We start from the raw sequence: 24,430 nt of genomic DNA, 5'->3' as shown, positions 1-24,430 counted from the left end.
ATAATAATAATGTACTCTCTCCGTCATCGCCTTTTTCTTATTGAAAATTATAAGTCTATTCAATAGACTTTGTCAACATTTTTTGCAACCACAATCCAATAATCTTGCATTTGAAGCATTTTTTTACTCAATATAGACAATTAATTTATGTAATTTGCCATCATCTTCAAGTTTTATTTCATTATTTGTTTGCAGAACTTGATCTAGCCAGAGACCTTTTGCTTTTGGATGTTTAAGAGATGTTTTTTTCATACTGATTTGGTATTGCGAAGATTTATATTTGTAATTTAATGTTAGAGGCAAAATAGCATCAGGCAAAACCGGATCAATTTTGAGTATATCCTTTTCAAAATTGATCCCTATAAGATAATTTAAAATTGCTCTGTAATACCATGAAGCAGAACCTGTATACCAGCTCCAGCCACCTCTGCCGGTATATGGATCACCATAATATACATCTGCAGGTAAAACATATGGTTCTGTCTGGAAAATAGCAGCCTCCGCCTGTGTTGCAGTATGATTTATAGGATTCAACATGTTGATCAGATGGGATGCCTGTTCTTTCTTGCCGGCTTTAGCATAAGCAATTGCCAGCCATACAGCAGCATGTGTATACTGTCCACCATTCTCTCGTACTCCGGGAATATAGTTGCTTATATAACCAGGGTTAGAACCAAGTCCGTCAAAGGGAGGGTTTAGTAGTAGAATAACACCACTATTATCTTTAACCAGATATCGATCTGCGCTGTCTAGGGCGGTTTCTACTCTTTCTGGATCTGCTTTTCCTGAAATTACAGCCCAGGACTGACTGAGACTGTCAATCCTGCATTCAAGATTCCGCTTTGACCCCAAAGGATCGCCATTATCAAACCAACCTCTTAGATACCATTGTCCATCCCATGCGTTTTTTTCTATATTCTCAGAGATTTGTTCCATACTGTTATGCAAAACTTCAGCAAAAGAATCATCATTTTTTAGTTGGCAAAGATAGGCAAATTTTTCCATTACAGTTAATAAAAACCAACCAAGCCATACGCTCTCTCCTTTACCTTTGACCCCTACCATATTCATGCCGTCATTCCAGTCTCCTCCACCTATAAGAGGCAGTCCATGCGAACCTGTCCACAATGATTGACTTATTGCGGCAATGGCATGTTCATATATGCTGGCTTTATCTGTACTGGCAGAAGGTATGAAGGCACGATCATGTTCATCTGGATTTAACATCGGCCCTTCAAGCCAGGAAACCTGCTCATCAAGTATAGTGTGATCTCCGGTATGTTCTACATAACTGCATAAAACGTATGGCAGCCAAAGAAGATCATCAGAAATCCTTGTTCTTACTCCTACCCCTGTATCATCATGCCACCAGTGCTGAACATCCCCTTCTCTGAACTGCCTGGAAGCACATTTAATAATATGTTGCCTGACAAAATCAGGATCAGTATTTAATAGTGCCAGACAATCCTGCAGCTGATCTCTAAATCCATAGGCCCCGCCACATTGATAGAAAGCCGCACGGCTTTTAATCCTACAACAAATCACCTGATACAAAAGCCAGCCATTGAAAAGAGTATCCAAAGTTTTGTCCTGACTGGTTAACTGGATTTTACCAAGCTTTTGCTGCCATAAATGAGTCATTTTTTCAAAATTTTTATTATAATAACGAAGTGATTTATGATTTTCCTTTAAATCAGCCGCTTGTGCTTTGTCAGATGCATATCCAAGTCCGAAAAGTATTTCTTTTGTTTCATCTGCATCAAGATCAATATCAATTTGAATTGCACCGCAAGGAGATTTACCAGAACCATCTCTCTGAGATAGTTTTTCATCGTATAGTTCATGGGGAAATACCAAATTGCGCTGATAACCTAGAAAATGACTCTGATCCGAAGTCCAGCTAGCAATAGGATTTCCAGAAAATAAAAAGGCTGTTTTTTGTTCTTCACTTCTTTTATAGCGGTTGGTCGCCATAAGAATAGTGTTTTCTGAATCGTACTCTACATCAATATAAGGAAGCGTTTTATTCCGATTTTCACCCAAAACCCATGAAACATATAACACTGCCGAAAATGATCTTTTATTATGACTGAGATTCTTTATATTTAATTTCCACAACTTTATTGCTTTTTCGCAATCAATCGTAACCGTTAGATTTTGTTTTACATTATCAGCAGTATTTTCAAAAGAACTATAACCAAAACCATGCTGAATAGTATATTCACCTTCGCTTTCAGGATATATTCTAAAAGGCGAAGATATAAAGCCGCTTTTCTTGTCTTTAATCCAAATACATTCGCTATGTCCGTTAATAACAGGATCATTTGACCAGACAGTAAGTTTGTTGGCCTGGCTATTATCAGCCCAAGTATAACCGGCTCCATTTTCAGTAATATGAAATCCAAAACAGTTATTTGAAACAACATTAGACCATGGTCTAGGTGTGCTGATTCCCTGATCAAGCATAATCTGATAAATTTTCCCATCTTCAGAAAAATAACCAAAACCATTCCAGAAAAGTTTGGCAGCATATTTTTCATTTCTTTTTCTGATTTGTTCACCAATCATCGGCATATTTTGTTTTCCAGTACTATTTTGATTGTTGACTTTATAGTTTAATTCTTTATCTGAATCATGCTTGGCGATAGCTTTTGATTTGTTTTTGCTGCTTTCCATTAAAACATTAAAATTTATACAGCAAAAGCTTAACAATAAAGTTTTTTCCTCAGATGAAATTTGATTAGAGTTAATGACAAAAAGAGAGTTCTTCATTCCTGGTTTAACAACAAGTTTTAAGTGAGCAATCCGGTCATGAATTTGTGAATCAAGCTCTTGCCTGTAACCACTTTTTTCTTCATTGACTATTACAAAGTCTATGTCTACCAGATTAGCCATAAACAATTCGTATACATCAACAGCATATTCCAGTAAAGATAATTCCCTGCTTTGAGACAAACAAACAAGCATTATGGGCCGATCACCGGAAATACCAAAACGCCATAAATCCTGCTGTCCTAATTTATTTGCAGACAAAATCTCTTTGGAACCTCTTATAGACTGACGTGGGTCATAGACCAAAGATAAAAGTTTAATTAATTTATTATAATCACGACTGTTTATGCCTAAATATTTCAACTTTAGCCGAGCATGATTTAATGACTGTGAAAAAATTTCTGAAATACTCTGATTTCCTTTCATCAAATAACTCATTTTCATTATTTTTGATCTGGCATCCGCATATCCTGTAATAAAGGACACAGTTATAGACTGGCCGGGAGCAAGAACAAAATTAGTTCTAAGCGACAAAACAGGATCTGGGGAAAAACCTTGTCTGCTTTCAAGTCTATGCTCAGCTTGCATAACCAAAGGATTAATCAAAGAGTATTCCCGTCCAATAAAACTATTTCTGTCTATCTCATATTCTGTAGAAGATATTGTTTTAAAATGTGTAATCATTTGATGGAAAACATAATTTGTTGAATCAGATGATGAACTACGCCTTTTGCAGATTAAAAGGGATCTATCATTAACATATTCTGTTTCTGTGAAAAGTTTACTATAAGCAGGATGTGCCTGGTCAGCAGCAGCAGTCGTAATAACCGGTTCCAGATAGCTTGTGATTTCCAATCTTTTTGTTGATGAACTATGATTATTAATATTTACTCTTCGCACTTCACAAGAATCCTGCGGTGCAACGACTATTTCCATGGTTGACATAATATCATTATAAACCCTTGAAAATTCAGCTTTATTTATAGAAAACAAAACTTTATAGTCATTAAGATCTGTAATCAGTGGTTCTGCTGTACAGCTCCATACTTTATCATTATCCAAATCCTTAAGATAAATAAACTGACCTTGGCGATTGCCTGTTCTGTCAAAAGACCAACGATTTATTCTAATATCATCATATTGACTGAAGCCTTCTCCATTTGCATCGATTAATACCTTGTATCTGGAATTCGCCAATATATGATAATCCGGTTTCATAGAGAATTTAGCCGCTCTTGGGGTTATTTCTTCATCATTTAGATTTTCATCAAAAGCATTTAATGAATAATGATGTCCTAGTTTTGCAATAAGATTGCCGGTAAGGGTTTCTTCAAGGAGACATTCTGCGGAAGAAACTAATGCTGAACTATGAAAGCGCTTTTGCATAACTTGCCCATTAAAAAAATTATCAATCGAAACTAAGCTCATCCCCAGATGATGTGCCATAAAACTTTCTACTACAGATGGTTTATCTGTTCTTTGTGTGTATTCATTTTTGTTATTATCGGCCAAAACACTTTCATATGATCTTTGTACAGAGGTAAAATCAACAGCTTCAAACAAGCCGTATACGCCACGCATACCAAGTCTTATCAACTTACGCAAATTAATAACCGCTTGTAATGGCTCAAAAGATAGTGCAAGAAGTGTAGCATAAGGGGCGACAACACGAGCCGGTTGTCTGTAGGATTGCAATCTTAACTTATTTACGCCAAAAGCTCTATACTGATAATTCTCATCATGATCAAATTTGTAATACTGCGATTCAGAAATACCCCAAGGTATTTTCTGACTCATTGCATATCTTATTTGTTGTCTGACTGCAGCAACAGAACTAATACCGGTTATGGAATCAGGACTGGAATGAATAAGAAGATCAGGCAAAAGATATTCAAACAGGCTGCCACTCCAGGATACAAGCGAAGGCATTCCCCTAATCATAGTAAGAGGTCTGCCAAGTCTAAACCAGTGCTTTGAAGGAATGTCATTTTTAGCTATTGCCAAAAAACTGGCAAGTCTGGCTTCTGAAGCAAGCAAATCATAATAACCTGCATCCAAAGTCCCCGAAGAAACATGAAAACCTATATGAAACAAATTTCTTCGAAAGTCATATAACCAATCAAATTTCATTTCATTAACTAAAATATCAATCTGAATTATCATTTTATCTATTCTGGCAATTGTTTCTCTAGCCTCTTTATTGTCAGCAGATGCTAACTCTCTAAGAGAAATATTGCTTATATCTGAATTTTTTATCAAATACAATTCACAATCTTCAAGATAGCTTCGAATATGATAAGTAAGCCACTCATCAGAAGTCATAATGTTACCTTGAAAATCTTCTTCATTATATGCTTTTCTTTTTTTTCTGATTTGTATCAATATTTCTCTAAGTATTCTACGCCATTGATCAGTATCTGAAACAGAATAATCATCCGAAAAAGATCTTAGCAAATCAGATAATTCATCAAAAGAACTTCTTTTTAGAAGAAGCCCTAATGTCCTTCTAATTTGTTCATTAACGATTTTTCTATGCGATATTTCTTTCAGTCCTTGTCTTAAAGCCAATAGACAGCCTATGAAATTTCCACTGTCTACTGTAGAAATATAATCTGGATGAAGAACTTCTAAAGTATTTATATTATACCAATTATAAAGATGACCTTTATATCTAGGTAATTCCTGAATAGTTGTTAATACATCTTCACAATACTGCATTGTATCAGAAACACCTATGAATCCAAGATCATTTGCTGCCATGATTGATAGAAGCTGCATGCCGATATTTGTAGGTGAAGTCTTATCTGATTTTTTAGGTCCTGGCTTTAATTGCCAGTTATCTGGTGCAAGCCAATTACTGTTCTGATCAGCCTGTTCAGCAAAATAGTGCCATGTATCGAGGGCGATATCCATAATCAGCTCTTCGTCCTTAAAATCAATCTGCTGTCTAGGCTCAAGGAAACCCTGTCGGCTACCTAACCAGGCTATGAAAGGCGAAACAAACCACAGTACGGGCAGCAAGGATACTCCTAATAAATAAGGACTTAATCCATTGTTAAACAACGGGTATATCATTGCTACAGAAACAGCCGTACTGACTGGCATCATATGCAATATGTATATACTAATATTATTGTCTTTTGACTGGCTTGTTGAATCAGCAGTCTGCCACTGAAGTAGATTTTTATGACTTATAATAAGTCTGAAAATTGCTCGTGCCGACGCATCAAGGGAATTTAATGCCCGGTATGGCATAACTGCTAGACAAAATAAATCCTGCAGTAAAATTCTAAAACCCTTTTTAATTGTAAAAAGCCAAGACAAATGTGCAGCCGGATTTAATATTTTCTGAAATAAAATGGTAAGCCAGTACTGAATCTGCCTCCACAAAAGTGGAAAAAGCACAAGCAGCAGTGTAATCCATATACTCTCAGGCTGAAACCAGCTATGTAAAACCAATAAAATCACGCTGAGCGGAGTATTTAAACTGCGCCGTATATTATCAAACATTTTCCAGCGTGAAAGTAGATTGATTGGTTTAAATCCTAATATCCAGGGAATTAATTGCCAGTCCCCTCTTATCCAGCGGTGTTCTCTGCGCATATAAGCCAGAAAATGAGAAGGACATCTGTCTATCAGCTGAACATTACTTACAAAAGCACATTTTGCATAACAGCTTTCTATCAAATCATGACTTAAAATGTGATTTTCAGGCAAGGTATTTTCTAAAAGAACCCTCATTGCATCAATATTATAAATCCCCTTACCTACGTATATCCCTTCATTAAAAGTATCTTGATAAATGTCTGAGGAAACGGTTGAATATGGATCAATACCGGCAGGATTAGAAAATATCCTGCTAAAGCGACTATCTCCAAATGAAGCAAGACGATTTTTCATAGCCGACTGCATAATCGCATATCCATTTTTTAATTTTTTGTTTTTACTATCAAGAACTGGCCTGTTAAGAGGATGATCCATTATACCAATCAGATGGGCAGCACTGTTTTTGACCAATTCTGTATCCAGATCAAGGGTTATAACATATTCAAAACTTTTTTTGTCTATCTGACTGATATCAGCCTCCGGCCAATTTTCTTTTTCTTGTCCTCTTAGCCAGGCATTAAATTCCTCTATTTTTCCTCTTTTTCTTTCCCAGCCCATCCAGCATTGTTCAACATTATTCCATGTTCTTTTGCGCATTATACCGTAAAACTTTGTGCTTCCACTGGAATATCGTTTATTCAACATTTCAATGGAAATCTTTAACCTGTCAATAATCAAATCATCTGATGGTAAGCTCTGATAAGCAGAATCCGCAAGATCTCCCAAAATCGCAAAACAAAGATTCTTCTGAGGATTTGCCAAATAATGTTTTTCCAGACATTTTACAGCAGAGCTCACTTGTTTCTCATTTTTGAATATAACCGGAATTACAATAAAAGTCTTTGCATTTTCAGGAATTTCTTTTTCATAATCCATACTTATTATGGGCTTAGGCTTAATAATATGGTGAAAAATATAATTTGCAAATTCTATTGCTATTCCTAAAATCAAAAAACTACCAATTACAGTTATTAAAGTTAGCTGGAACGGATTTACGATAGATTCCGCACATATAAGCAAATATAATAAAGTAAATGCAATAAACAAGAAAAAAATGGTACCAAAATAAAAAATTGCTCGCACCCTTTTTCTTCTCACCAAATCCTTATATTGAGTTGAAATTTTTTCGGTTGTTCCAAAATTATCCTTTTTCAATGAATCAATCAAACTGCCTTTGTCTTTACTTGATAATAATTTTCTAAACTGTTTTTCCAAATGACCAAATAAAGCAAAGCCGATATGAGCCTCTTTTACATCATCTTTTAAACGAGAAAATTCTATCAATAATTGAGCAGCCTGACATTCATGCAATTTATGCTTTTTTGCCAGTCTGATCACTTTTTGCCTGAAATGGCTGCGGCTTTCAGCATTCATTCTAGAATAAACAAGTGCTGGATCCTGAGACAGAATTTTCTCAAGACAGGAGACTTTTTCAAATAAAACACTCCAATCCAGAGTACTTAAGGCTTTCAAGCTCATTATCAGACCTGAAACTTCTCTTTCCATTTTTGATTGGACATCTTCTTCAGTAGAAATAATGCTGCTGATAATATTTTCAGATTCGACATTATCCTCAGCAGCAAATTCTGTTAGCCATTTTATCAACCGGTCATTTATATTATTATGTTTACGTATTCTATAAATAATATGGGCTTTCCAGACAAGCTCATTTTTTTGATCAAAATAATTTTTCCTGGCGGCTAAATGATCTAGCAAAACCTCTGGTTCCAAACCGGTTATCTCCTCAAGGTCATCCATAAGGCAGTCGGCTTTTTGCTTAGAATCAATCCACTTTAAGATTATCTCTATTTTTTCAGTTAATCTCTCTAAAAGTACAAGACTAATCCAATATGGAAGCAAATTTAATTCTTCTGACGTCAGTTTTTGCTGTGTCTGATAAGCATTTAAACAAAGAATCAGTTTTTCTTCTTCAACTCTACCATCCGTAAAATTCACAATTCCTCTTGTTAAAGCTTCTATTCTAAGCATTTTACGAATATTTCCTATTTCATTTGATACCTTGGGACCTTTACGAGCACTAAGAGCTAGCAATGATGGTTTGATATCTTTCATTTGGTGATAAAGCAAATGATAATTATCGAATATCCAGACGGAAGCCGGAATAAGAGAAATAATGTCACGTGGAACTTCTGTTAAATGCTGTCTACATCTATTTAGCCTACGACGCACAACCCTATAGAGCACAGAGCCATTTTGAGAAATACCAAGACGCCAGTTATTATGGCTTTGAGATAATTTTATAATCAAAGATAAATCTTCTGCCGATTTATTGATATACTTCCCACCGTCAACCATCTTGAGTCCACCTTTCACTGCCTTTGTATAAGGCTTTGGATCAGAGTTAAAGCGAGTGTTTAATATACTTTATTCAATTATTCAGCTAAGCTGTATATTGCTCTAAATATGCAATAAAACTGCAGATATCTTAATGATATTACCGTGTATAATCATTGTCAAACCAATAACAGACAAAAAGGACTATTCAATACTTTCGTACTAAAATAGCCCTTCGCTTATTGACATTATTTAATTATCTGGATTTATTTTATTTTTACAAGTGCTTCTACATCATACCTTGACAACTTACTTCTTCCGCCAAGTGCTTCAAGTTCAATAAAAAACAAAACCTTAATTACTTCACCGCCAAGTGCTTCTACCATCTGACAGTTAGCAAGAGCCGTTCCACCGGTAGCCAGAAGATCATCAACTACCAGAACCTTCTGCCCTGGTTCAACCGCATCCGTATGCATTTCCAATGTATCGCTTCCATACTCAAGACTATAAGTTGCTTGTACCGTAGTGTAAGGCAGCTTGCCTTTTTTACGAACTGGTGCAAAACCACGGCCTGTTGCATATGCCAGAGGCGCTCCCATAATAAACCCTCTGGATTCAGAACCGATTATAATGTCAAAATCCAGATCTTTGACAAGTTCTGCCATCTGATTTATAGTTTCACGGAACATATCCTTATCTTTAAGAACAGTCGTTATATCAATAAAATCTATGCCCTCTTTAGGAAAATCCGGTATATGTCTAAGTGCAGCATTTAAATCCATGAAAAAAGCTCCTTTAATAGAATTTGTAGTGACCTAATAATTATTTAGTGACTTAATAATTATACAGTATTTTAGCAGATTGGGAACAATATCATTAGTTTTAGCGTCAAATAATTATTCAATTGGGAAAAACATAATAAACATTTACACATCTTTTGAATTATCATGTTAAAATTTAGATGTAACAAAACAAGATAGGAGGAAACGGTAAAATATATAGGCATCACATTTTTTACCGCAAACAAAATGAAAAAAGCAGTACGACTTTTTGCAATCTTTTTAGCTGCTATACTGATTTTGGGAAGTATTTCCGTATTACTTGCTTCCTGTTCTGCCTCTGCACCGTCTTCTGACAAAGCAGCATACGACGATTATTATGATTATGATGGCACAAATGAAACCCAAGCTTCGTCGCCCCAGGAAGGTGGCGCCAACAACATGGCAAACTCATCTGACGCCAGCGATTCTGACAGCGTCAATCGCAAAATAATCAGAAATGCCAGTCTTGATTTAACAGCTGTCGATGTTGCTGAAACTTATGAAAAAATACTTGCTTATGCACAATCCATAGGTGGATATGAAACGCAAAGAGAGCAGTCTGATCAGCAGAACTATACTGTTATCAACGCAACTATAAAAGTACCACCGGAACAACTGGATAATCTGCTGTCGTTTATCAAACAAACCGGAGATCTGATCAATTCACGAATCACCAGCGAAGATATTACTGAAAGTTATTATGATGCTCAGATAAGACTTGAAAGTATGGAGCAGACACTTGATAAGTATTATCAATTTTTAAGCGAAAGCCGTAATATTGAAGAAACCCTGTCAGTACAGAGCCAGATAAATAACCTTACTCTGGAAATAGAGTCATTAAAAGGGAAATTAAAGCTTTGGGATGCACTTCTGACTGAATCAACAGTAGAATTATACATACGCCAGACAAATGATCCCGTTCAAATTAGAAAAGAGGTAGACTGGAAAGCTCTTAGTTTTGATGATATGTCTTACCTTATTGTTTCTGGATTGAAGTCGGTTGTTAATGTTCTTGCCGGAATAGTTCAATGGCTGATAATAATTGTTGTCGCAGGTGCTCCTTTATGGATTCCTATTCTGATAATAGTACTGATTATACTGCGCAGACAAAAAAAGAAAAGAAAAGCTCAAATTAAGGCAAATATGCCAATGAATATGAATCAGACGGCAAATACTTCTGTAAATTCATCTTCTCCAGATAATATGGCCGGTAGTTCCGATCATTCAGATAAAAGATAAATATCTTAATACATAAGTGATTATGAACAGTGATATTCCTGATAAAGCGGTAGTCAGAACAATAATCTGTGCTGCCAGATCGCTATCACTGTTCATATTTTTTGCCATAATATAACTGGAAACCGCAGTAGGAGCACAAAATAAAATAAATAAAGCTCCAAGATTAGCCCCTCTGAACCCTATCAAAACAGCAATACCAATAATGACAGATGGTAGAATAAAAAGCCGCAACATAGCTGCTGTTATTACAAGTTTAAATCGACCTGTCATTTTGTGCCAGCTCACCTGACTTCCCAACAAAATCAAAGCCAAGGGGTTTGCAATAGAAGCAGTATCGCGAACAGCCTGATTTATGAAAACCGGCAGCTCTATAGGTAAAGCTGCAAAAACTACTCCAGAACCTGCACCAATTATTAAAGGATTTTTTATAATAGACACAAAAATTGCAACCCAGTTTATATCTCGTTTTTTCTCTGAATAGTATTCCAGAATGAAAACAGCCATAATATTGTATATTGCAATTACAACCGGCAAAAGCATGGCAGTAGGACCTATACCCTCTTCACCAAAAAGATTTCTGGCTAGCGGATAGCCTAAAAGCAAATAATTGCCTCTATATACTCCCTGTATAAAAGCTCCGCATTGACGACGATCTTTAACAAACACGGGTACAATCATCATTAGCAAGAAAATTACAATCAGAATTGTACAGGCGGCAAAAAGAAAAAGCGAAGGACTAAAATACTCCGTTATTTCTATATTTGAAATAGTGTAAAACAAACTAGCCGGAAAGGCGATCTGAAATAACAGTTTATTTGCTTTAGAATTTAATACATCGTCTATTAAGCCTATTCTTCTCAAAAACACACCTAAAGCTACCAAAAGCATTAGCGGCGAGATGGCATTGAAGCTAAACCAAAATATATCCATACTAGTTTTCTGTCAAAGGCTTGTTTTTATCCAGACGCATAGTTAAATGAGCACTTACACGTTCCTTGGCTCTGATTTTTATTTTTGTTCTGCCACTGATACTACCATGTTCCGAACAAATAAAGGAAGCTGTATATTTATTGCCTTTTTTCTTCCATTCAATTACACGTTCAAGTTCAAGATTACATGCTGGACAAACCAAAGTTTTTTCAACCAGACTATTTAAAATATCAGACAAGCTGTCATGAGGCTCCAGGCTTTGCTGATAAGATCTTGTCAGGTCAGGATCATAGGCATAGGCACAAACATCTACCTGGCTTAATGATACCTTTTGCTCAGAACTCATAATCGCTGCAACAGATTTTAAAATTCTGCCAGTATACCAGGCATCCTGAACAGCCTGATGAAAAGGTCTGTTTTTATCGATATTCAAAAAATCAAGTGCATATTCAACGCTTCTTTGTATTCCGGCTTTTTCAACTGCCTGATCAAAGAGATACTGCACATCAAGACATTTTGCACTTAATTTATCGGGCATATCATAATATGCTAAATTCTGTTTAAGCACAGAAGCATCACTTTCACTCCATGAACAATAAATATAATCTTCACCACACCACTCTAAAAAATCTCTGGCAGCATCGGTAAAAGGAACACCTGATTTCATACTCTGCTGAAGTCTTCTGGTAACAGCAGCAACATGACCAGATAATACAGGATAAAGTTTTGGCTTGACAGTAACACTGAATTTATTTATTGTTTCAAAATTCTCATCAAGCTTAACGGCTCCGATTTCTATTATTTCAAAAGGCATTGCCTGCGCATCCTCCGGGGCAACTTTATTTGCTCTGCCGGCAATATTCCATTCCAAATCAAAAACGATATAATGCATTAAATTAATATTCCTTCCAGGTATTGTGTTTAGTATATACTTTAAAACAAAAACCGCTGAATTACCAGCGGTTTTACATATATATTATCAGGATATCAGCGTTGAAAAATATCTAATCTAACTTCGTGCACATTCTCCTGACCTACCTGTCAAAATTTCCAGAGCATGTGAAATAACTGGATAAATTATATCCATGCATTCTGTAACAGCTTTAGGACTTCCCGGTAAATTAATAATAAGGCAATTGCCTCTTGTGGCAGCAATTCCTCTGGAAAGCATAGCACGATTTGTTTTTTTCATGCTTTCAGCACGTATTACTTCCGAAATCCCCGGGACAATCCGATCCGCAACTGCTGCTGTTGCTTCCGGTGTGACATCTCTTTGAGCCAATCCGGTTCCACCTGTCGTTATAATTAAATCAGCTTTCATCACATCTACTATCTCAATTAGTGTATTCTCAATTGTTTCTCTATCATCTGAAATAATTTGCTGGCTTATGATTTTACCGAAAGAACCTATTCTATCAGCAATAACAGGTCCGGATTTATCCTCTCTTAAGCCTGCAGCTCCTTTATCACTCATGGTAATGACAGCCAGGCGGTATTGATCACTATTATTCATATTTCTCTCTCCTCTTTTTGAAAATTGTTTAGAGATATTTTTAGATGAAGTATATATAATTCTTAAATATAGTATAGCAAAATAAGTATGACAATTATTGAGTCTTTATGATATATTATTCGCAGCACCTACCATCTTCGAGTCTGATTGGCTAAATCTTTCAGGACATGCCAACTGACCGGGGTCAAGCGGAAACGCTGAAGCCTTCCATATGTGAAAAGGAGAATGGATAATATGATTTTGTTTAAGCAAAAATTTTTTTTAATTTCTTTTCTTTGTCTGCCGCTGATTTTTTTGTCTGGCTGCAATAATATATCCGAAAAAAGATCAGAAAATAATTTGATCCGATTATCTACCACAACAAGTGTTCAGGATTCAGGATTACTTCCAGAACTAGAGAAAATTTTTGAACAAGAAAGCAATTATGATCTTGATATTATTGCAAACGGCACAGGTGCGGCAATAAAGCTTGGCCAAACCGGTGATGCCGATGTTTTACTCGTGCATGCCAAATCAGCGGAAGAAGAATTTGTAGACTCCGGGTTTGGTGTTGAACGTATGCCATTTATGCATAATTACTTTATAATTGCTGGTGATAAAACTGATCCGGCAAAGATAGCGAACAAAACTTCCGCATCTGAAGCTTTCATCGCAATTGCCGAGAATCAATCCAGTTTTGTTTCAAGAGGCGACAATTCCGGCACACATAAAGCTGAACTGAAAATCTGGACTTCTGTTGATTTAGAACCTGTCGGAGATTGGTATATAGAAGCAGGCAAAGGCATGGGGCCATGTCTTATCATGGCGGGAGAATTAGAGGCTTATATTCTGACTGACAAAGCAACCTGGCTTGCCACCAGGGATCAACATAAGCTAGAAATGATAATAGGTGCTTCCGAAGATCTCAAAAATATTTATAGCGTAATTGCTGTAAGTAAAGAGAAGAATCCTGATGTCAACTATGATGGTGCGGCAGCATGGATAGACTTTCTAAAAAGTGAAACCGCCACCGAAATTATTAATAATTTCGGCAAAGAAAAATATGGGGAAGCACTATTCATCTACGATGGTTTTGACTCATAATTGACATATGAGACAAAACCGGCAAATAATTATCAAGGTTGTTGTGTATGACATTTAATTCAGTTATTGAAGCTTTTACTTCCGGAGATAGTCAATGGTATCAAATACTGATGCTTACAATCAGTATGACTTTTATCAGCACTACGATATCAGCACTACTTGGAATACCATCAGGAATATTACTTGCTACCAAAAACTTTTTCGGCGGTAAAATAATAAAAAGACTTATGCGTACCTGTATGAGTCTGCCACCAGTAGTGGCAGGATTACTGGTTTTTATACTTTTGTCAAGGCAGGGTCCACTGGGCAGTATGCAGCTGTTGTTTTCATTGCCGGCAATGATTATTGCTCAATGCATTTTAATTATCCCTATAATGGCAAGTCTTACCTGCAGTGCAATTGAAAGCAAGCAATATTCTATCCGGCAAACTATGCTTACATTAGGACAGCCCAAATGGAAAATATATTTTTTATTGATAAATGAAAGCAGACAAGCTCTTATCACAGTCGTGTTAACCGGTTTTGGCAGAGCAATTTCCGAGGTTGGAGCAGTAATGATGGTAGGAGGTAATATTGCCGGCAAAACACGCGTACTTACTACTGCAATTATGCTGGAAACGAATAAAGGAAATTTTGGTGCAGCAATAGCACTTGGCTTAATTCTAATGATTATTGCATTAGTTGTTAATGTGTTTGCAGACAGATTCCAGGAGGATACCAATGGCTGATGAACTGATTAATAATTTTTCGAAAGAATATTTATTTGAATCTCTTCAACACAGATGGAATGATCGTTTTGAACTTAACATAGAAAATTTATCTATAAAAACAGGTAAGTGCTATGCTCTTTTGGGTGCAAATGGTTCTGGCAAAAGCACCCTTATGCAAATACTAGCAGAAAAAATCCAAACCTTTCCAGATATGAAAAAAGCTGGTATTACAGGCTATTTACCGCAAAAGCCTCATGCATTTAATATGTCGGTCGAAGAAAATATACGACTGGGTATACCTCCTGCAGCTAAATCAAACAAAAAAAACTTGGACTTTATAATCAAAGATACCATGCATAATCTAGGACTTTCTGCCCTTTCAGCTGCCAACGGGTGCAAACTATCAGGAGGAGAGGCACAAAGAATGGCGCTTGCAAGAATACTCTCCTTTAAAAGAAAAATTTTGCTACTTGATGAACCGACTACAGCTCTGGATTTAACAGGACTGCAACTTGCAGAAAAGGCAATTAAGGAATATATCACTAAAAATAACTGTATTTTGGTTTTATGCACGCACCATATTAATCTTGCCCAAAGATTGTGTGATGAGATGATTTTTCTGGATAATGGTAAAGTAGATACAATTGGTGATTTAAAGAAATTATTGTGCCAGCCATCAACCGAAAAGCTCAAACAATTTTTGTATTTTGAGCAGGCGGCTTGTGAATTGTAATAAAAAGTAATTATATTTAAAAGGTGGACAAAATGTTAAAAGTTTCAACCATAGCCTATGCCCAAAGCCAACTAAAAAAAGCAATAAGCGATTATGGCTGTAAATATGGCAATTTACTAAGACAAAAATTCGACATGGATCTGAATCAGACAACTGGGCAAAATAAAGAATATGAGTTTATCTCGCCATCGATTAGCAGGGGACGAATTTTGGCCTGTGATATATATTCAAACATAGATGTGCCAGGATTTGACCGCTCTACAGTAGATGGTTTTGCAGTAAAATCCTCAGATATTTTTTCTGCCAGTGCCTCATTGCCCGCAATGCTAAGGTTTGATGGTGACATAGTTATGGGAGAGGTTTCTAAAACAGCGCTAAAGCCAGGAAGCTGCCAAGGTGTAGCAACAGGTGGAGCATTGCCGCAAAATGCTGATGCCGTTGTTATGCTGGAAGATGTCGAATCCATTGATGATGGCTATAGATATATAACCAAACCAGTCTCCCCTGGTCACAATCTTATCTTCCGTGGAGATGATATAAAAAAAGATGAGCTACTGCTTCAACAGGGCACTTTTTTGCAGCCACATCAAATAGGAGCTCTTTCGGCATTAGGTTTGGAATATGTTCCGGTATATAGAAAATTAAAAATCGGATTAATATCTACAGGTGATGAACTTGTTAAGGCAGGAGAGAAAATTGATGAAGGTCAGATCTATGATGTAAATACTCCTATGTTGACTTCAATGTTGACTGCTCCTTGCACAGAAATATTTTTCTATGGAATTGTGAAAGATGAGAAAAATGCTTTACTTGACACAATTAGTAAAGCTCATCAGAAATGTGATTTGATAGTTATTTCAGGTGGCAGTTCTGCAGGCGAACGCGATCATGTTGCAGCTGCTATAAATTCATTTGGTAGTCCAGGCATAATTCAACATGGGCTGGCGGTAAAACCTGGAAAACCTTCACTAATTGGTTTAATTAATCAGGTTCCTGTTATCGGCTTACCAGGTCACCCTGTTGCTGCCTGGTTTATGGCAGATCAGCTTATAAGGCCACTGATTCTCCAGTTAACAAACAGAGCAGTAAGAGAAAGAACAAGTGTAGATGCAGTTTTAAGCCGCAGTTTACCAGCAAACCACGGTCGTCAATCTTTGATTGCAGTAAAACTTGAACATGACAAAAAAAATTCAGAACAACTACCTACAGCAATTCCGATTCCTTCTAAATCAGGGTTAATTACAACACTACGTCAGTCAGACGGTTACCTTTCGATTGACCGCGATTGCGAAGGTCTGGAAAAAGGCTGCAAAACAAAAGTTTATTTATGGGAGGATAGCTTGATATGAAAGCTTCATACCTTACAAATACGGATCTGGAAAAGGCTATTGCAAATTACCGGAAGGCTCTGGCAAATCAGAATGTCAATCTAAAACCGACCGCACAGATTCCGCTCAATGCTGCAGATGGACTATATACTGCAGAGGCAGTTTATGCCCAAAGAAGCATACCACAATTTCTTTCCAGTGCAATGGATGGAATTGCAGTTTGTGCTGAATCAACATTTGGTGCAACAGAGACAACCCCCATAAAGCTTGATCAAAACCAGTTTATCATTGTTGATACAGGTGATCCTATTCCGGATAAATACAATGCAGTTATTATGATTGAAGATATAGTCTGGCTTGAGGATGATAAAAAAGTACAAATAGAACATGCTGCTGTTCCCTGGCAGCATATACGTCAGATTGGTGAAGATTTTTGTACCGGAGATATGCTGGTTACAGCAAACACTAAAATAACAGCTCCTGTTTCTGGTGTCCTCACAGCTGCCGGTATCGAAAACGTCAATATTTACAGGCCTATGACCATCCACATAATACCAACAGGTGACGAAGTCGTTCCCGCATCTAAGAGCTTAGAAGCAGGAGATATCCCCGAGTATAATGGAGCAATGCTAAGGAGCTGCCTTTCAGAGATGGGGCATAAGCCTTTAATTTGTCAAATTGTCCCTGACAAACCGGATTTATTAAAAAAAGCTCTGCAGAAAAGCCTGAAACAAGCGGATATGGTAATAATTATTGCCGGATCTTCAGCCGGCCGGGATGATTATACAAGCCAAATCATTTCATCAATCGGTCAGGTTTTGATTCATGGTATTGCAATAAAGCCAGGCAAACCTGCTATTCTTGGAATTTGTGAAAATAAACCGGTCATAGGAATGCCCGGCTATCCTGTTTCTGCTTATATTGTTTTTGACAAAGTGCTGAAATCATTTTTAGAGTTTAATAGCTCAGTTTCCTATAACAAAAACAATTTAATCTCAGCGAAGCTAACCAGAAGTCTGACATCTTCATTAAAATACAAAGAATATATTAGAGTCAGACTTAATTATCTTGATGAGCAATGGCTGGCAACTCCAATGGAACGTGGCGCAGGTTTACTGAGCAAATTCATTAAAGCTGATGGCCTGCTTACAGTAGATCAAAATTGCGAAGGCATAAATGCAGGCAGCAAAGTAGAAATTGAATTATTTGATAATAATCTTCAGGAAATAAAAGAGTCGATAAATCTCATCGGCAGTCATGATCCTCTTTTGGATGAACTGGCAGATATTATGCAAATGATTAATGGCAGAAGAATAACATCAACTCATACAGGAAGTCTTGGCGGCCTAATCGCATTAAAGCGAGGCGAAGCATTGCTGGCACCTGTGCACTTACTTGATCCTGTCAGTGGTATATATAATATTGCTGAAATTAGAAGACTATTTCCTGACGGGTCGGTTGTATTGATAGAAGGATTTAAAAGAACTCAGGGATTACTATTGCCAAAAGGTAATACTAAGAAAATCAGTTCTATAACAGATATCGCAGGAACCAGTATTCGCTATGTAAACAGACAACCTGGATCGGGCACTCGTATATTATTGGATTATCTGCTTGAGCAAAAAAATATTAGTCACGATCAAATAAATGGATATAATCGAGAAGAATTAACACATACAGGTGTTGCAGCTCAAATTAAGGCAGGAACAGCAGATACAGGTATTGGTATTCTTTCTGTTGCCAAGATATTTGATCTGGATTTTATACCACTTGCGCAGGAAAATTATGATTTTGCTGTTAGAAAGGATCAACTTAATAATAAACTTGTCAAAGATTTTATTGCCGTACTCTCGGGAGAGATAATAAAAAACAGGTTAGCAACAATTGGTGGTTATGATTTTGATCAACCAGGAAGAATCAAGGCGGAGGCAGATGATGAAGGATAAATATAACAGAATTATTAATTATCTTCGCTTATCAATAACTCAACGTTGCAATTTAAAATGCATTTACTGCAATCCGTTTAATTGCCCCGAGGCAACAGACAATCATTTATTATCGGTAAACGAAATTGAAAGGATTTGTAGAATTCTTTTTGATATGGGCATTAACAGAATCAGGCTTACCGGCGGCGAACCACTTTTGCGTAAGGATCTGGAATCAATTATTTCAGCGATTCGTAATATAAGTAAGGATATCGATCTCTCTTTATCAACTAACGGGCAAGGATTATCAGAAAGAGCTGAATCACTGAAAAAATCAGGCTTAAATAGAGTAAATATTTCACTTGATTCCCTAAGAAAAGATAAATATTCCGATCTAACAGGTGGAGGGAGATTAGAACAGGTCTTAATTTCGATAGACAAATGTCTTCTTAGTGGACTAAATCCCGTAAAACTTAATGTTGTTCTGATGAAGGGTATAAATGATGATGAAATAATGGAAATGATTGAATTGACAAAAAACAAGAATATAGAGGTTCGTTTCATTGAGCTTATGCCATTAAGCGATCTTGGCAGAAATCCCGAGCATCAGATGACTGCCCAATCAGTTCTTGAACTTGAACCTCGCCTTTGCAAATTGCCGGAGCAAAATCCTTGCCAGCCGGCTGTACAATATGGTATCAAAGGTTATCAGGGCAAAGTAGGACTCATACAACCAGTTTCACATAAATTTTGCAATAGTTGTAATAGAATCAGAATAACTGCGGACGGTATGTTTAAGCCATGTCTTGGCGATGACAAAGAAATTTCTCTTTTGCCGGCGCTCTCTGAAGATGACAACATATTACAAAGAACACTAGAGAACGCATTACTGCAAAAACCTAAAGGGCATAATTTTAACAATAGCTTTAATCCCGAAAGAAGTATGAATCATACAGGAGGTTAGTATGAATAAACCTGAAGCAGACGGAAAGATTGAATCAAAAACAAATACTCTAACTCATCTCAACGAGAAGGGTGAGGCTCACATGGTAGATATTGGTTATAAAGCAAATACAGAAAGACTGGCAGTTGCACATGCCATCGTAAAAATGAACAAGGAAACTATTCAAAAAATAGCCAATTCAGAAATGCCAAAAGGAGACGTTTTGGCGGTAGTAAGAACTGCCGGAATAATGGCTGCCAAAAAGACTCCTGATTTAATACCATTGTGCCATCCTCTGATGCTGTCAAAAGTTAGTATTGAAATAGATTTTTTGGAAAATGACAAAATAATAATAAGAGCAACAACCGCTAACAGTGGACAAACAGGAGTGGAAATGGAAGCACTAACTGCCGCCTCTGTCGCTGCATTGACATTATATGACATGTGCAAAGCAATCGATCGTGGTATAAAAATAACAGAAATAGCACTTGATGAAAAAACAGGTGGCAAATCCGGTATCTGGAAAAGAAAGTCTTCAGAAAACCAGGAATAATGTATATATAATTTTTGAAGAAAATGTTAAATGAAAATTCAGGAGGTAATTAACATGGCAAAACTAGTTGCAATAAATATAAGTAAAGAAAAAGGAATCCCCAAAGTTGCAATTCCTGAAGGAAAGCTGATAGAAAATTGGGGGCTGGAGGGGGATGCTCATTCGGGCAACTGGCACAGACAAATTTCTCTGCTTGGAATGGAAAGCATAAAGAAGATTGAAGCAATGGGCGCAGAAGGATTATGTACCGGTAAATTTGCTGAAAATCTTACAACAGAAGGAATATGCCTTTATGAAATGCCTGTGGGAAGCACTTTTACAATTGGCGAATGCTTATTTGAAGTTACACAAATAGGGAAAAAATGTCACCAGCACTGTGCTATTTTCCATCAGGTTGGGGACTGCGTAATGCCAAGAGAAGGCATTTTTGCAAGAGTATTAAAAGGCGGTATAGTAAAACCTGGAGATGAAATAGAAATCATTGAACTGAAGCAGGTTTAGGCAACCATAGTCTACCCTGCTTCAGTTACTGGTATAACAGCAAGTACATCATCTTGCCCAATAGTTGTATCAAGGCCTTGCAATCTCATTATATGACTACCATTTAGTAAAATATAGTATTCATCAGTTATACTACCGGAATCAGGATCAAAAATCGGTCTGATTACAGCACCTAAATCTTTATGCAATTTCTGAAATAAATCTCTCACACATATAGGAGAGTCTATACTTACTTCTTTTTGACTTATTCCCAGGATTTCTTCTGCCTGTGTATAAAATTTAATCAGCATACAATTTATCCTCGCATCAAATAAGCTTTTTTCTATTTGGAACTGCCGCATACAGGGCAATTTGGATCACGTTTTACCGAAAGATGATCTAGTTTCTGTCCAAGACCATCATATAGCAGCATTGTACCAGCTTCCAGTTTATTAATCCCCAATAAAAGCTCTACAGCCAGATTAGCCTGCATTGCTCCCAACACAGCGGGTATTGTACCAAGCACCGAAGGTTTTTCGATTGTATCTGAATTTGTAGCATTCAGATCATACTCTTTATCAGGACCACATCTGCATGCATAACAGGAAGATTTACCTGGAATATGATATGACATATATCCGTGGAAGCCCTTGACACCTGCATCTATCCATCTTAGATCAAGATCACAGGCAGCTTTATTAATAATATATCTCGTAGAAATATTATCTACTGCTGCAATCAGCAGATCATGTCCTGATAAAAGAATTTCTGCATTATCATAAGTTATTTTGTGTTGAAGGAGATTTATGTTTAGATCAGGTCTATATTCTCTTAATCTTTTGCCGGTAATGCGAACTTTACTTTTGCCAATATCAGTGTATTTATAAAGAAATTGTCTATTAAGGTTAGAAATAGAAACTTTATCATAATCAATAATTGTTAAATATCCTATACCGGCTCCGGCAAGAGCAAATAACAAAGGAGACGCAAGCCCTCCTGCACCAACAACAGCAATTCTGGAAGTGGCCAGAATGTCCTGACCACTTCCACCAATAGCTTTTAACTTTGACTGACGAATATATCGTTCATTATCCATTATAATTATCGCCAATCATTTTATTTTTGTTGATTTTTTTGCATTTTTAGCAGGTTCCTCATTTTTTTTCTCATCAAGAGGATCTTTTTCAGCCATTAATGCATCTGTCAAATCAACATATTTTCTAATCATTCTGTAAGCAGTTTCTTCATCTAATTGTCCGTGCATGCTGGGTGTTTCAAAAAATCTTTTTGGCAATTTTACAGCTTTTTGTCTAAAACCATAGGCTTTTTTAATTTTTAACTTTGTCTTGTAAATTCTCTTGCCAATATCTGTCAGATCTTCATCAGTAAGATTCCAGCCAATAACATTGAGTGCATCAAGGATCGTCTGCTTATCATAAATCTTTCTGGCAAAAAGGCACATAATAAGTGAATTTGTCATACAGCGTTCATGTTCTTCTTTAAATATAGCCTGTACAACACTATCTTCATCAAATTCCTTCATACTCTGATCAACCGAATAACCGCCATTACATAAATGAGAATGTCTGGCTCCTACAGCAGCCCCTATTAAAGCACCATAACCTGTATGATAGCCAGGCATTTCATTGCCGGCTATCTGCATAGCAAACTCTGAACCACCGTAAATGGAAGATACGTATTGACTGCCCTTGCCTAAATCACGGTAGAATTTATTTTTGCCTTTAGCCAGATATCTTATTGCTTCAATGAATCCATGACTATCACCAAAAGCCAAAGGAACCAATGTCTGTTCTTCATTTATCAGACCTGTGCTAAAAGCTTCAGCCGCCCAGCCAAGGCAAACACCACAGCTCATCGCATCCATGCCTGTTTCTTCAACTTCATCAATAATTGCTATAATCTCATCACTTGACTTTATCCCCAGAAAGCTTCCAAGAGCAAAAATAAGTTCATAATCATAGCTAACACTTATGGCCTCGTATTCATGTCCTTTATCAAATTCTCTTCTGTACATTCCTATATGTATACAACCAACAGGACAACCGGTACAAGCAAGTTTTCTAACCAGATTTTTCTTAGCAAAAGCTTCTCCGGAAATCTCTTCAACATGTTCAAATCTACCGCTTTGCATATTTATACTAGGCAATCCGCCGGAAGCATCAAGAGATTTGACATTAATTGGCGTACCTGCATCATGATATTTTGCCATCATGTCTGTGCTTGTACATTTTTTATATATCTGTTGATAAATTTTGAAATATTTGGGTGTATCTTCAATATGTATTGACCTTTCACCTAGAACCGAGATAGCTTTTAAGTTTTTGCTACCCATTACAGCGCCCAGTCCAAGACGGCCGAAATGACGATATGAATCGACACAAACGCTTGCAAAGGCTACCTTGTTTTCACCAGCCGGACCTATTCTTACAATGCTGCGTTTACCGCCACCAGATTCACGTTCTCTTATCGCTCTACCTGAATCTTCACTGTTGAGACCCCACATTGCACGGGCGTCTTTAAGCTCTACACTATTATTAGAAACCTGAAGGTATACAGGCTTTTCAGCCTTTCCTATCAATACAATAGCGTCATAACCAGCCATAAGCATAGTCATAGCCAAACGCCCACCTGCATAACTTTCTCCAAGTTCATTGGTTAAAGGCGAGCGAAACATAGCAACTGTTTTTGTCAAAACTGGGAACAGCCAGGTTCCTGCACCTATTGCAAATATTATTGGTTGCTCCTCAGCAAAAGCATCTGCCTCAGGATGCATTGATTCTTCCAGCAATTTACTAGCAAGACCTACCCCACCAAGATACGGCATCAGATCTTCACGCTGTGAAATCCTGATTTTCCCTGTACTGAGATCCACATATAATATTCTCATATATTTTTCATAAATCATTCTTCATGCACCTCCTCCATAATCAGGCACTGATGCGGACAAAAACGCGTACACGAACCACAATGGCGGCAGATAATAGGTTTTTTTGTTTCTTCATCAAAGAAAACCGCTTGCATGATACAGGCTTCTTCACATCTGCGGCAACCTATACATTTATCCTTCTTAAGTAATACTCCTCCTCCTGGAATATACTCCAAGGCACCACTTGGACAAGCTTCCATACAAGCTGGATCTTTACAGGCTATACATACAACCGCAATAAAGCGACCTGTCATGCCTCCGCTCGTACGAACTTTTATTGCGCTTTTTGACAATGAATGATTCTGCCTGTTAACTATTGAACAGATATTCATACATGTAAAGCAGCCAATGCATTTATTCATTTCGCTGGCTTTCAGTTTTTTTGGCATATAATGCTCCTCCCAAACTCCCGTAAACGTTTGTAACTGCATGCATCTCGTATTATAAAAGAAAATGCGGCCCCTTACAAGCGGGGTCGCATCTCCAGTCAAAATATTAATTTTTGTGCAAAACGCTATAAATATGATTATTTTTTAGTCTTATAATACAATT

Annotated in this window: 18 protein-coding genes, 1 riboswitch and 1 other annotated feature (1 of these 20 cut by a window edge); of the genes, 9 read left to right on the top strand and 9 right to left on the bottom strand. The window is 36.9% G+C overall.

Annotation, left to right across the window (positions count from 1 at the left end; translation table 11 throughout):
- Positions 1 to 36 (bottom strand) — a binding site (T-box leader) (it extends 232 nt beyond the left edge of the window).
- Between the two features lie 87 nt (positions 37 to 123).
- Both AC0KSB_RS12885 and AC0KSB_RS12880 read right to left on the bottom strand, forming a co-directional pair.
- On the bottom strand, positions 124 to 8,694 hold the full coding sequence (locus AC0KSB_RS12885; protein ID WP_472309923.1) for a GH36-type glycosyl hydrolase domain-containing protein: 8,571 nt from the start codon (positions 8,692 to 8,694) through the stop codon (positions 124 to 126).
- 245 nt (positions 8,695 to 8,939) lie between these two features.
- Positions 8,940 to 9,455 carry an adenine phosphoribosyltransferase gene (locus AC0KSB_RS12880; RefSeq protein ID WP_472309921.1) on the bottom strand — a complete coding sequence of 172 codons (516 nt, stop codon included), beginning with the start codon at positions 9,453 to 9,455 and terminating at the stop codon, positions 8,940 to 8,942.
- Positions 9,456 to 9,701: 246 nt separating this feature from the next.
- On the opposite strand from AC0KSB_RS12880, the gene AC0KSB_RS12875 reads away from it, so the two are divergent.
- The gene (locus AC0KSB_RS12875) at positions 9,702 to 10,733 is read left to right on the top strand and encodes a DUF4349 domain-containing protein (protein WP_472309919.1); all 1,032 of its coding nucleotides are present in this window, start codon (positions 9,702 to 9,704) and stop codon (positions 10,731 to 10,733) included.
- Here the strand turns inward: AC0KSB_RS12875 and AC0KSB_RS12870 are convergent.
- From AC0KSB_RS12870 to AC0KSB_RS12860, 3 genes are all read right to left on the bottom strand, one after another.
- On the bottom strand, positions 10,719 to 11,663 hold the full coding sequence (locus AC0KSB_RS12870) for an AEC family transporter (RefSeq protein ID WP_472309917.1): 945 nt from the start codon (positions 11,661 to 11,663) through the stop codon (positions 10,719 to 10,721). The two genes, AC0KSB_RS12875 and AC0KSB_RS12870, sit on opposite strands and share 15 nt — an antisense overlap.
- 1 nt (position 11,664) lies before the next feature.
- Positions 11,665 to 12,555: a 3'-5' exonuclease gene (locus AC0KSB_RS12865; protein ID WP_472309915.1), complete on the bottom strand. Its 891-nt coding sequence runs from the start codon at positions 12,553 to 12,555 to the stop codon at positions 11,665 to 11,667.
- A gap of 117 nt (positions 12,556 to 12,672) precedes the next feature.
- Entirely contained in the window at positions 12,673 to 13,176 is a 504-nt protein-coding gene (locus AC0KSB_RS12860) for a MogA/MoaB family molybdenum cofactor biosynthesis protein (protein ID WP_472309913.1), read from the bottom strand.
- Between the two features lie 123 nt (positions 13,177 to 13,299).
- A riboswitch (molybdenum cofactor riboswitch) is annotated at positions 13,300 to 13,416 on the top strand.
- Between AC0KSB_RS12860 and AC0KSB_RS12855 the strand changes: the two genes are divergently transcribed.
- From AC0KSB_RS12855 to AC0KSB_RS12820, 8 genes are all read left to right on the top strand, one after another.
- Positions 13,411 to 14,259 (top strand): ABC transporter substrate-binding protein, encoded by an 849-nt coding sequence (locus AC0KSB_RS12855; RefSeq protein ID WP_472309911.1) that lies wholly within the window; start codon positions 13,411 to 13,413, stop codon positions 14,257 to 14,259. It overlaps the preceding riboswitch by 6 nt.
- A 47-nt stretch (positions 14,260 to 14,306) precedes the next feature.
- Positions 14,307 to 14,987 carry an ABC transporter permease gene (locus AC0KSB_RS12850; RefSeq protein WP_472309909.1) on the top strand — a complete coding sequence of 227 codons (681 nt, stop codon included), beginning with the start codon at positions 14,307 to 14,309 and terminating at the stop codon, positions 14,985 to 14,987.
- The gene (locus AC0KSB_RS12845; protein WP_472309907.1) at positions 14,980 to 15,702 is read left to right on the top strand and encodes an ATP-binding cassette domain-containing protein; all 723 of its coding nucleotides are present in this window, start codon (positions 14,980 to 14,982) and stop codon (positions 15,700 to 15,702) included. The genes AC0KSB_RS12850 and AC0KSB_RS12845 overlap by 8 nt, the downstream gene beginning before the upstream one ends.
- Before the next feature lie 32 nt (positions 15,703 to 15,734).
- Entirely contained in the window at positions 15,735 to 17,051 is a 1,317-nt protein-coding gene (locus AC0KSB_RS12840) for a molybdopterin molybdotransferase MoeA (protein ID WP_472309905.1), read from the top strand.
- Positions 17,048 to 18,976, top strand: coding sequence for a molybdopterin biosynthesis protein (locus AC0KSB_RS12835; protein ID WP_472309903.1), 1,929 nt, complete (start codon positions 17,048 to 17,050; stop codon positions 18,974 to 18,976). The genes AC0KSB_RS12840 and AC0KSB_RS12835 overlap by 4 nt, the downstream gene beginning before the upstream one ends.
- Positions 18,963 to 19,919: a GTP 3',8-cyclase MoaA gene (gene moaA / locus AC0KSB_RS12830; protein WP_472309901.1), complete on the top strand. Its 957-nt coding sequence runs from the start codon at positions 18,963 to 18,965 to the stop codon at positions 19,917 to 19,919. The genes AC0KSB_RS12835 and moaA overlap by 14 nt, the downstream gene beginning before the upstream one ends.
- A gap of 1 nt (position 19,920) precedes the next feature.
- Positions 19,921 to 20,451, top strand: coding sequence for a cyclic pyranopterin monophosphate synthase MoaC (gene moaC / locus AC0KSB_RS12825; protein ID WP_472309899.1), 531 nt, complete (start codon positions 19,921 to 19,923; stop codon positions 20,449 to 20,451).
- A gap of 54 nt (positions 20,452 to 20,505) precedes the next feature.
- Complete coding sequence (locus AC0KSB_RS12820; protein ID WP_472309897.1) at positions 20,506 to 20,952, top strand: MOSC domain-containing protein; 447 nt, start codon at positions 20,506 to 20,508, stop codon at positions 20,950 to 20,952.
- An 11-nt stretch (positions 20,953 to 20,963) separates the two neighbouring features.
- Here AC0KSB_RS12820 and AC0KSB_RS12815 read toward each other — a convergent pair whose 3' ends face one another.
- The 4 genes from AC0KSB_RS12815 to AC0KSB_RS12800 are packed head-to-tail and all read right to left on the bottom strand — an operon-like array spanning position 20,964 to position 24,267.
- Entirely contained in the window at positions 20,964 to 21,242 is a 279-nt protein-coding gene (locus AC0KSB_RS12815) for a MoaD/ThiS family protein (RefSeq protein ID WP_472309895.1), read from the bottom strand.
- A gap of 32 nt (positions 21,243 to 21,274) precedes the next feature.
- Entirely contained in the window at positions 21,275 to 22,027 is a 753-nt protein-coding gene (locus tag AC0KSB_RS12810) for a HesA/MoeB/ThiF family protein (RefSeq protein WP_472309893.1), read from the bottom strand.
- Between the two features lie 15 nt (positions 22,028 to 22,042).
- Positions 22,043 to 23,857: an aldehyde ferredoxin oxidoreductase N-terminal domain-containing protein gene (locus tag AC0KSB_RS12805; RefSeq protein ID WP_472309891.1), complete on the bottom strand. Its 1,815-nt coding sequence runs from the start codon at positions 23,855 to 23,857 to the stop codon at positions 22,043 to 22,045.
- Positions 23,854 to 24,267: a 4Fe-4S dicluster domain-containing protein gene (locus AC0KSB_RS12800; protein ID WP_472309889.1), complete on the bottom strand. Its 414-nt coding sequence runs from the start codon at positions 24,265 to 24,267 to the stop codon at positions 23,854 to 23,856. Before AC0KSB_RS12800 ends, AC0KSB_RS12805 begins: the two co-directional genes overlap by 4 nt.
- Positions 24,268 to 24,430: the final 163 nt, after the last annotated feature.

It is taken from the genome of Ercella succinigenes (assembly GCF_900002895.1).
The sequence above is the reverse complement of the archived record's forward strand: the minus strand, read 5'-3'. Positions and strand labels throughout refer to the sequence as shown.

What these genes read in the sequence shown, in the direction of transcription:
- AC0KSB_RS12885 (WP_472309923.1), bottom strand. Translation starts at nt 8,694, where the DNA reads ATGGTTGACGGTGGGAAGTATATCAATAAATCGGCAGAAGATTTATCT.
- AC0KSB_RS12880 (WP_472309921.1), bottom strand. Translation starts at nt 9,455, where the DNA reads ATGGATTTAAATGCTGCACTTAGACATATACCGGATTTTCCTAAAGAG.
- AC0KSB_RS12875 (WP_472309919.1), top strand. Translation starts at nt 9,702, where the DNA reads ATGAAAAAAGCAGTACGACTTTTTGCAATCTTTTTAGCTGCTATACTG.
- AC0KSB_RS12870 (WP_472309917.1), bottom strand. Translation starts at nt 11,663, where the DNA reads ATGGATATATTTTGGTTTAGCTTCAATGCCATCTCGCCGCTAATGCTT.
- AC0KSB_RS12865 (WP_472309915.1), bottom strand. Translation starts at nt 12,555, where the DNA reads ATGCATTATATCGTTTTTGATTTGGAATGGAATATTGCCGGCAGAGCA.
- AC0KSB_RS12860 (WP_472309913.1), bottom strand. Translation starts at nt 13,176, where the DNA reads ATGAATAATAGTGATCAATACCGCCTGGCTGTCATTACCATGAGTGAT.
- AC0KSB_RS12855 (WP_472309911.1), top strand. Translation starts at nt 13,411, where the DNA reads ATGATTTTGTTTAAGCAAAAATTTTTTTTAATTTCTTTTCTTTGTCTG.
- AC0KSB_RS12850 (WP_472309909.1), top strand. Translation starts at nt 14,307, where the DNA reads ATGACATTTAATTCAGTTATTGAAGCTTTTACTTCCGGAGATAGTCAA.
- AC0KSB_RS12845 (WP_472309907.1), top strand. Translation starts at nt 14,980, where the DNA reads ATGGCTGATGAACTGATTAATAATTTTTCGAAAGAATATTTATTTGAA.
- AC0KSB_RS12840 (WP_472309905.1), top strand. Translation starts at nt 15,735, where the DNA reads ATGTTAAAAGTTTCAACCATAGCCTATGCCCAAAGCCAACTAAAAAAA.
- AC0KSB_RS12835 (WP_472309903.1), top strand. Translation starts at nt 17,048, where the DNA reads ATGAAAGCTTCATACCTTACAAATACGGATCTGGAAAAGGCTATTGCA.
- moaA (WP_472309901.1), top strand. Translation starts at nt 18,963, where the DNA reads ATGATGAAGGATAAATATAACAGAATTATTAATTATCTTCGCTTATCA.
- moaC (WP_472309899.1), top strand. Translation starts at nt 19,921, where the DNA reads ATGAATAAACCTGAAGCAGACGGAAAGATTGAATCAAAAACAAATACT.
- AC0KSB_RS12820 (WP_472309897.1), top strand. Translation starts at nt 20,506, where the DNA reads ATGGCAAAACTAGTTGCAATAAATATAAGTAAAGAAAAAGGAATCCCC.
- AC0KSB_RS12815 (WP_472309895.1), bottom strand. Translation starts at nt 21,242, where the DNA reads ATGCTGATTAAATTTTATACACAGGCAGAAGAAATCCTGGGAATAAGT.
- AC0KSB_RS12810 (WP_472309893.1), bottom strand. Translation starts at nt 22,027, where the DNA reads ATGGATAATGAACGATATATTCGTCAGTCAAAGTTAAAAGCTATTGGT.
- AC0KSB_RS12805 (WP_472309891.1), bottom strand. Translation starts at nt 23,857, where the DNA reads ATGATTTATGAAAAATATATGAGAATATTATATGTGGATCTCAGTACA.
- AC0KSB_RS12800 (WP_472309889.1), bottom strand. Translation starts at nt 24,267, where the DNA reads ATGCCAAAAAAACTGAAAGCCAGCGAAATGAATAAATGCATTGGCTGC.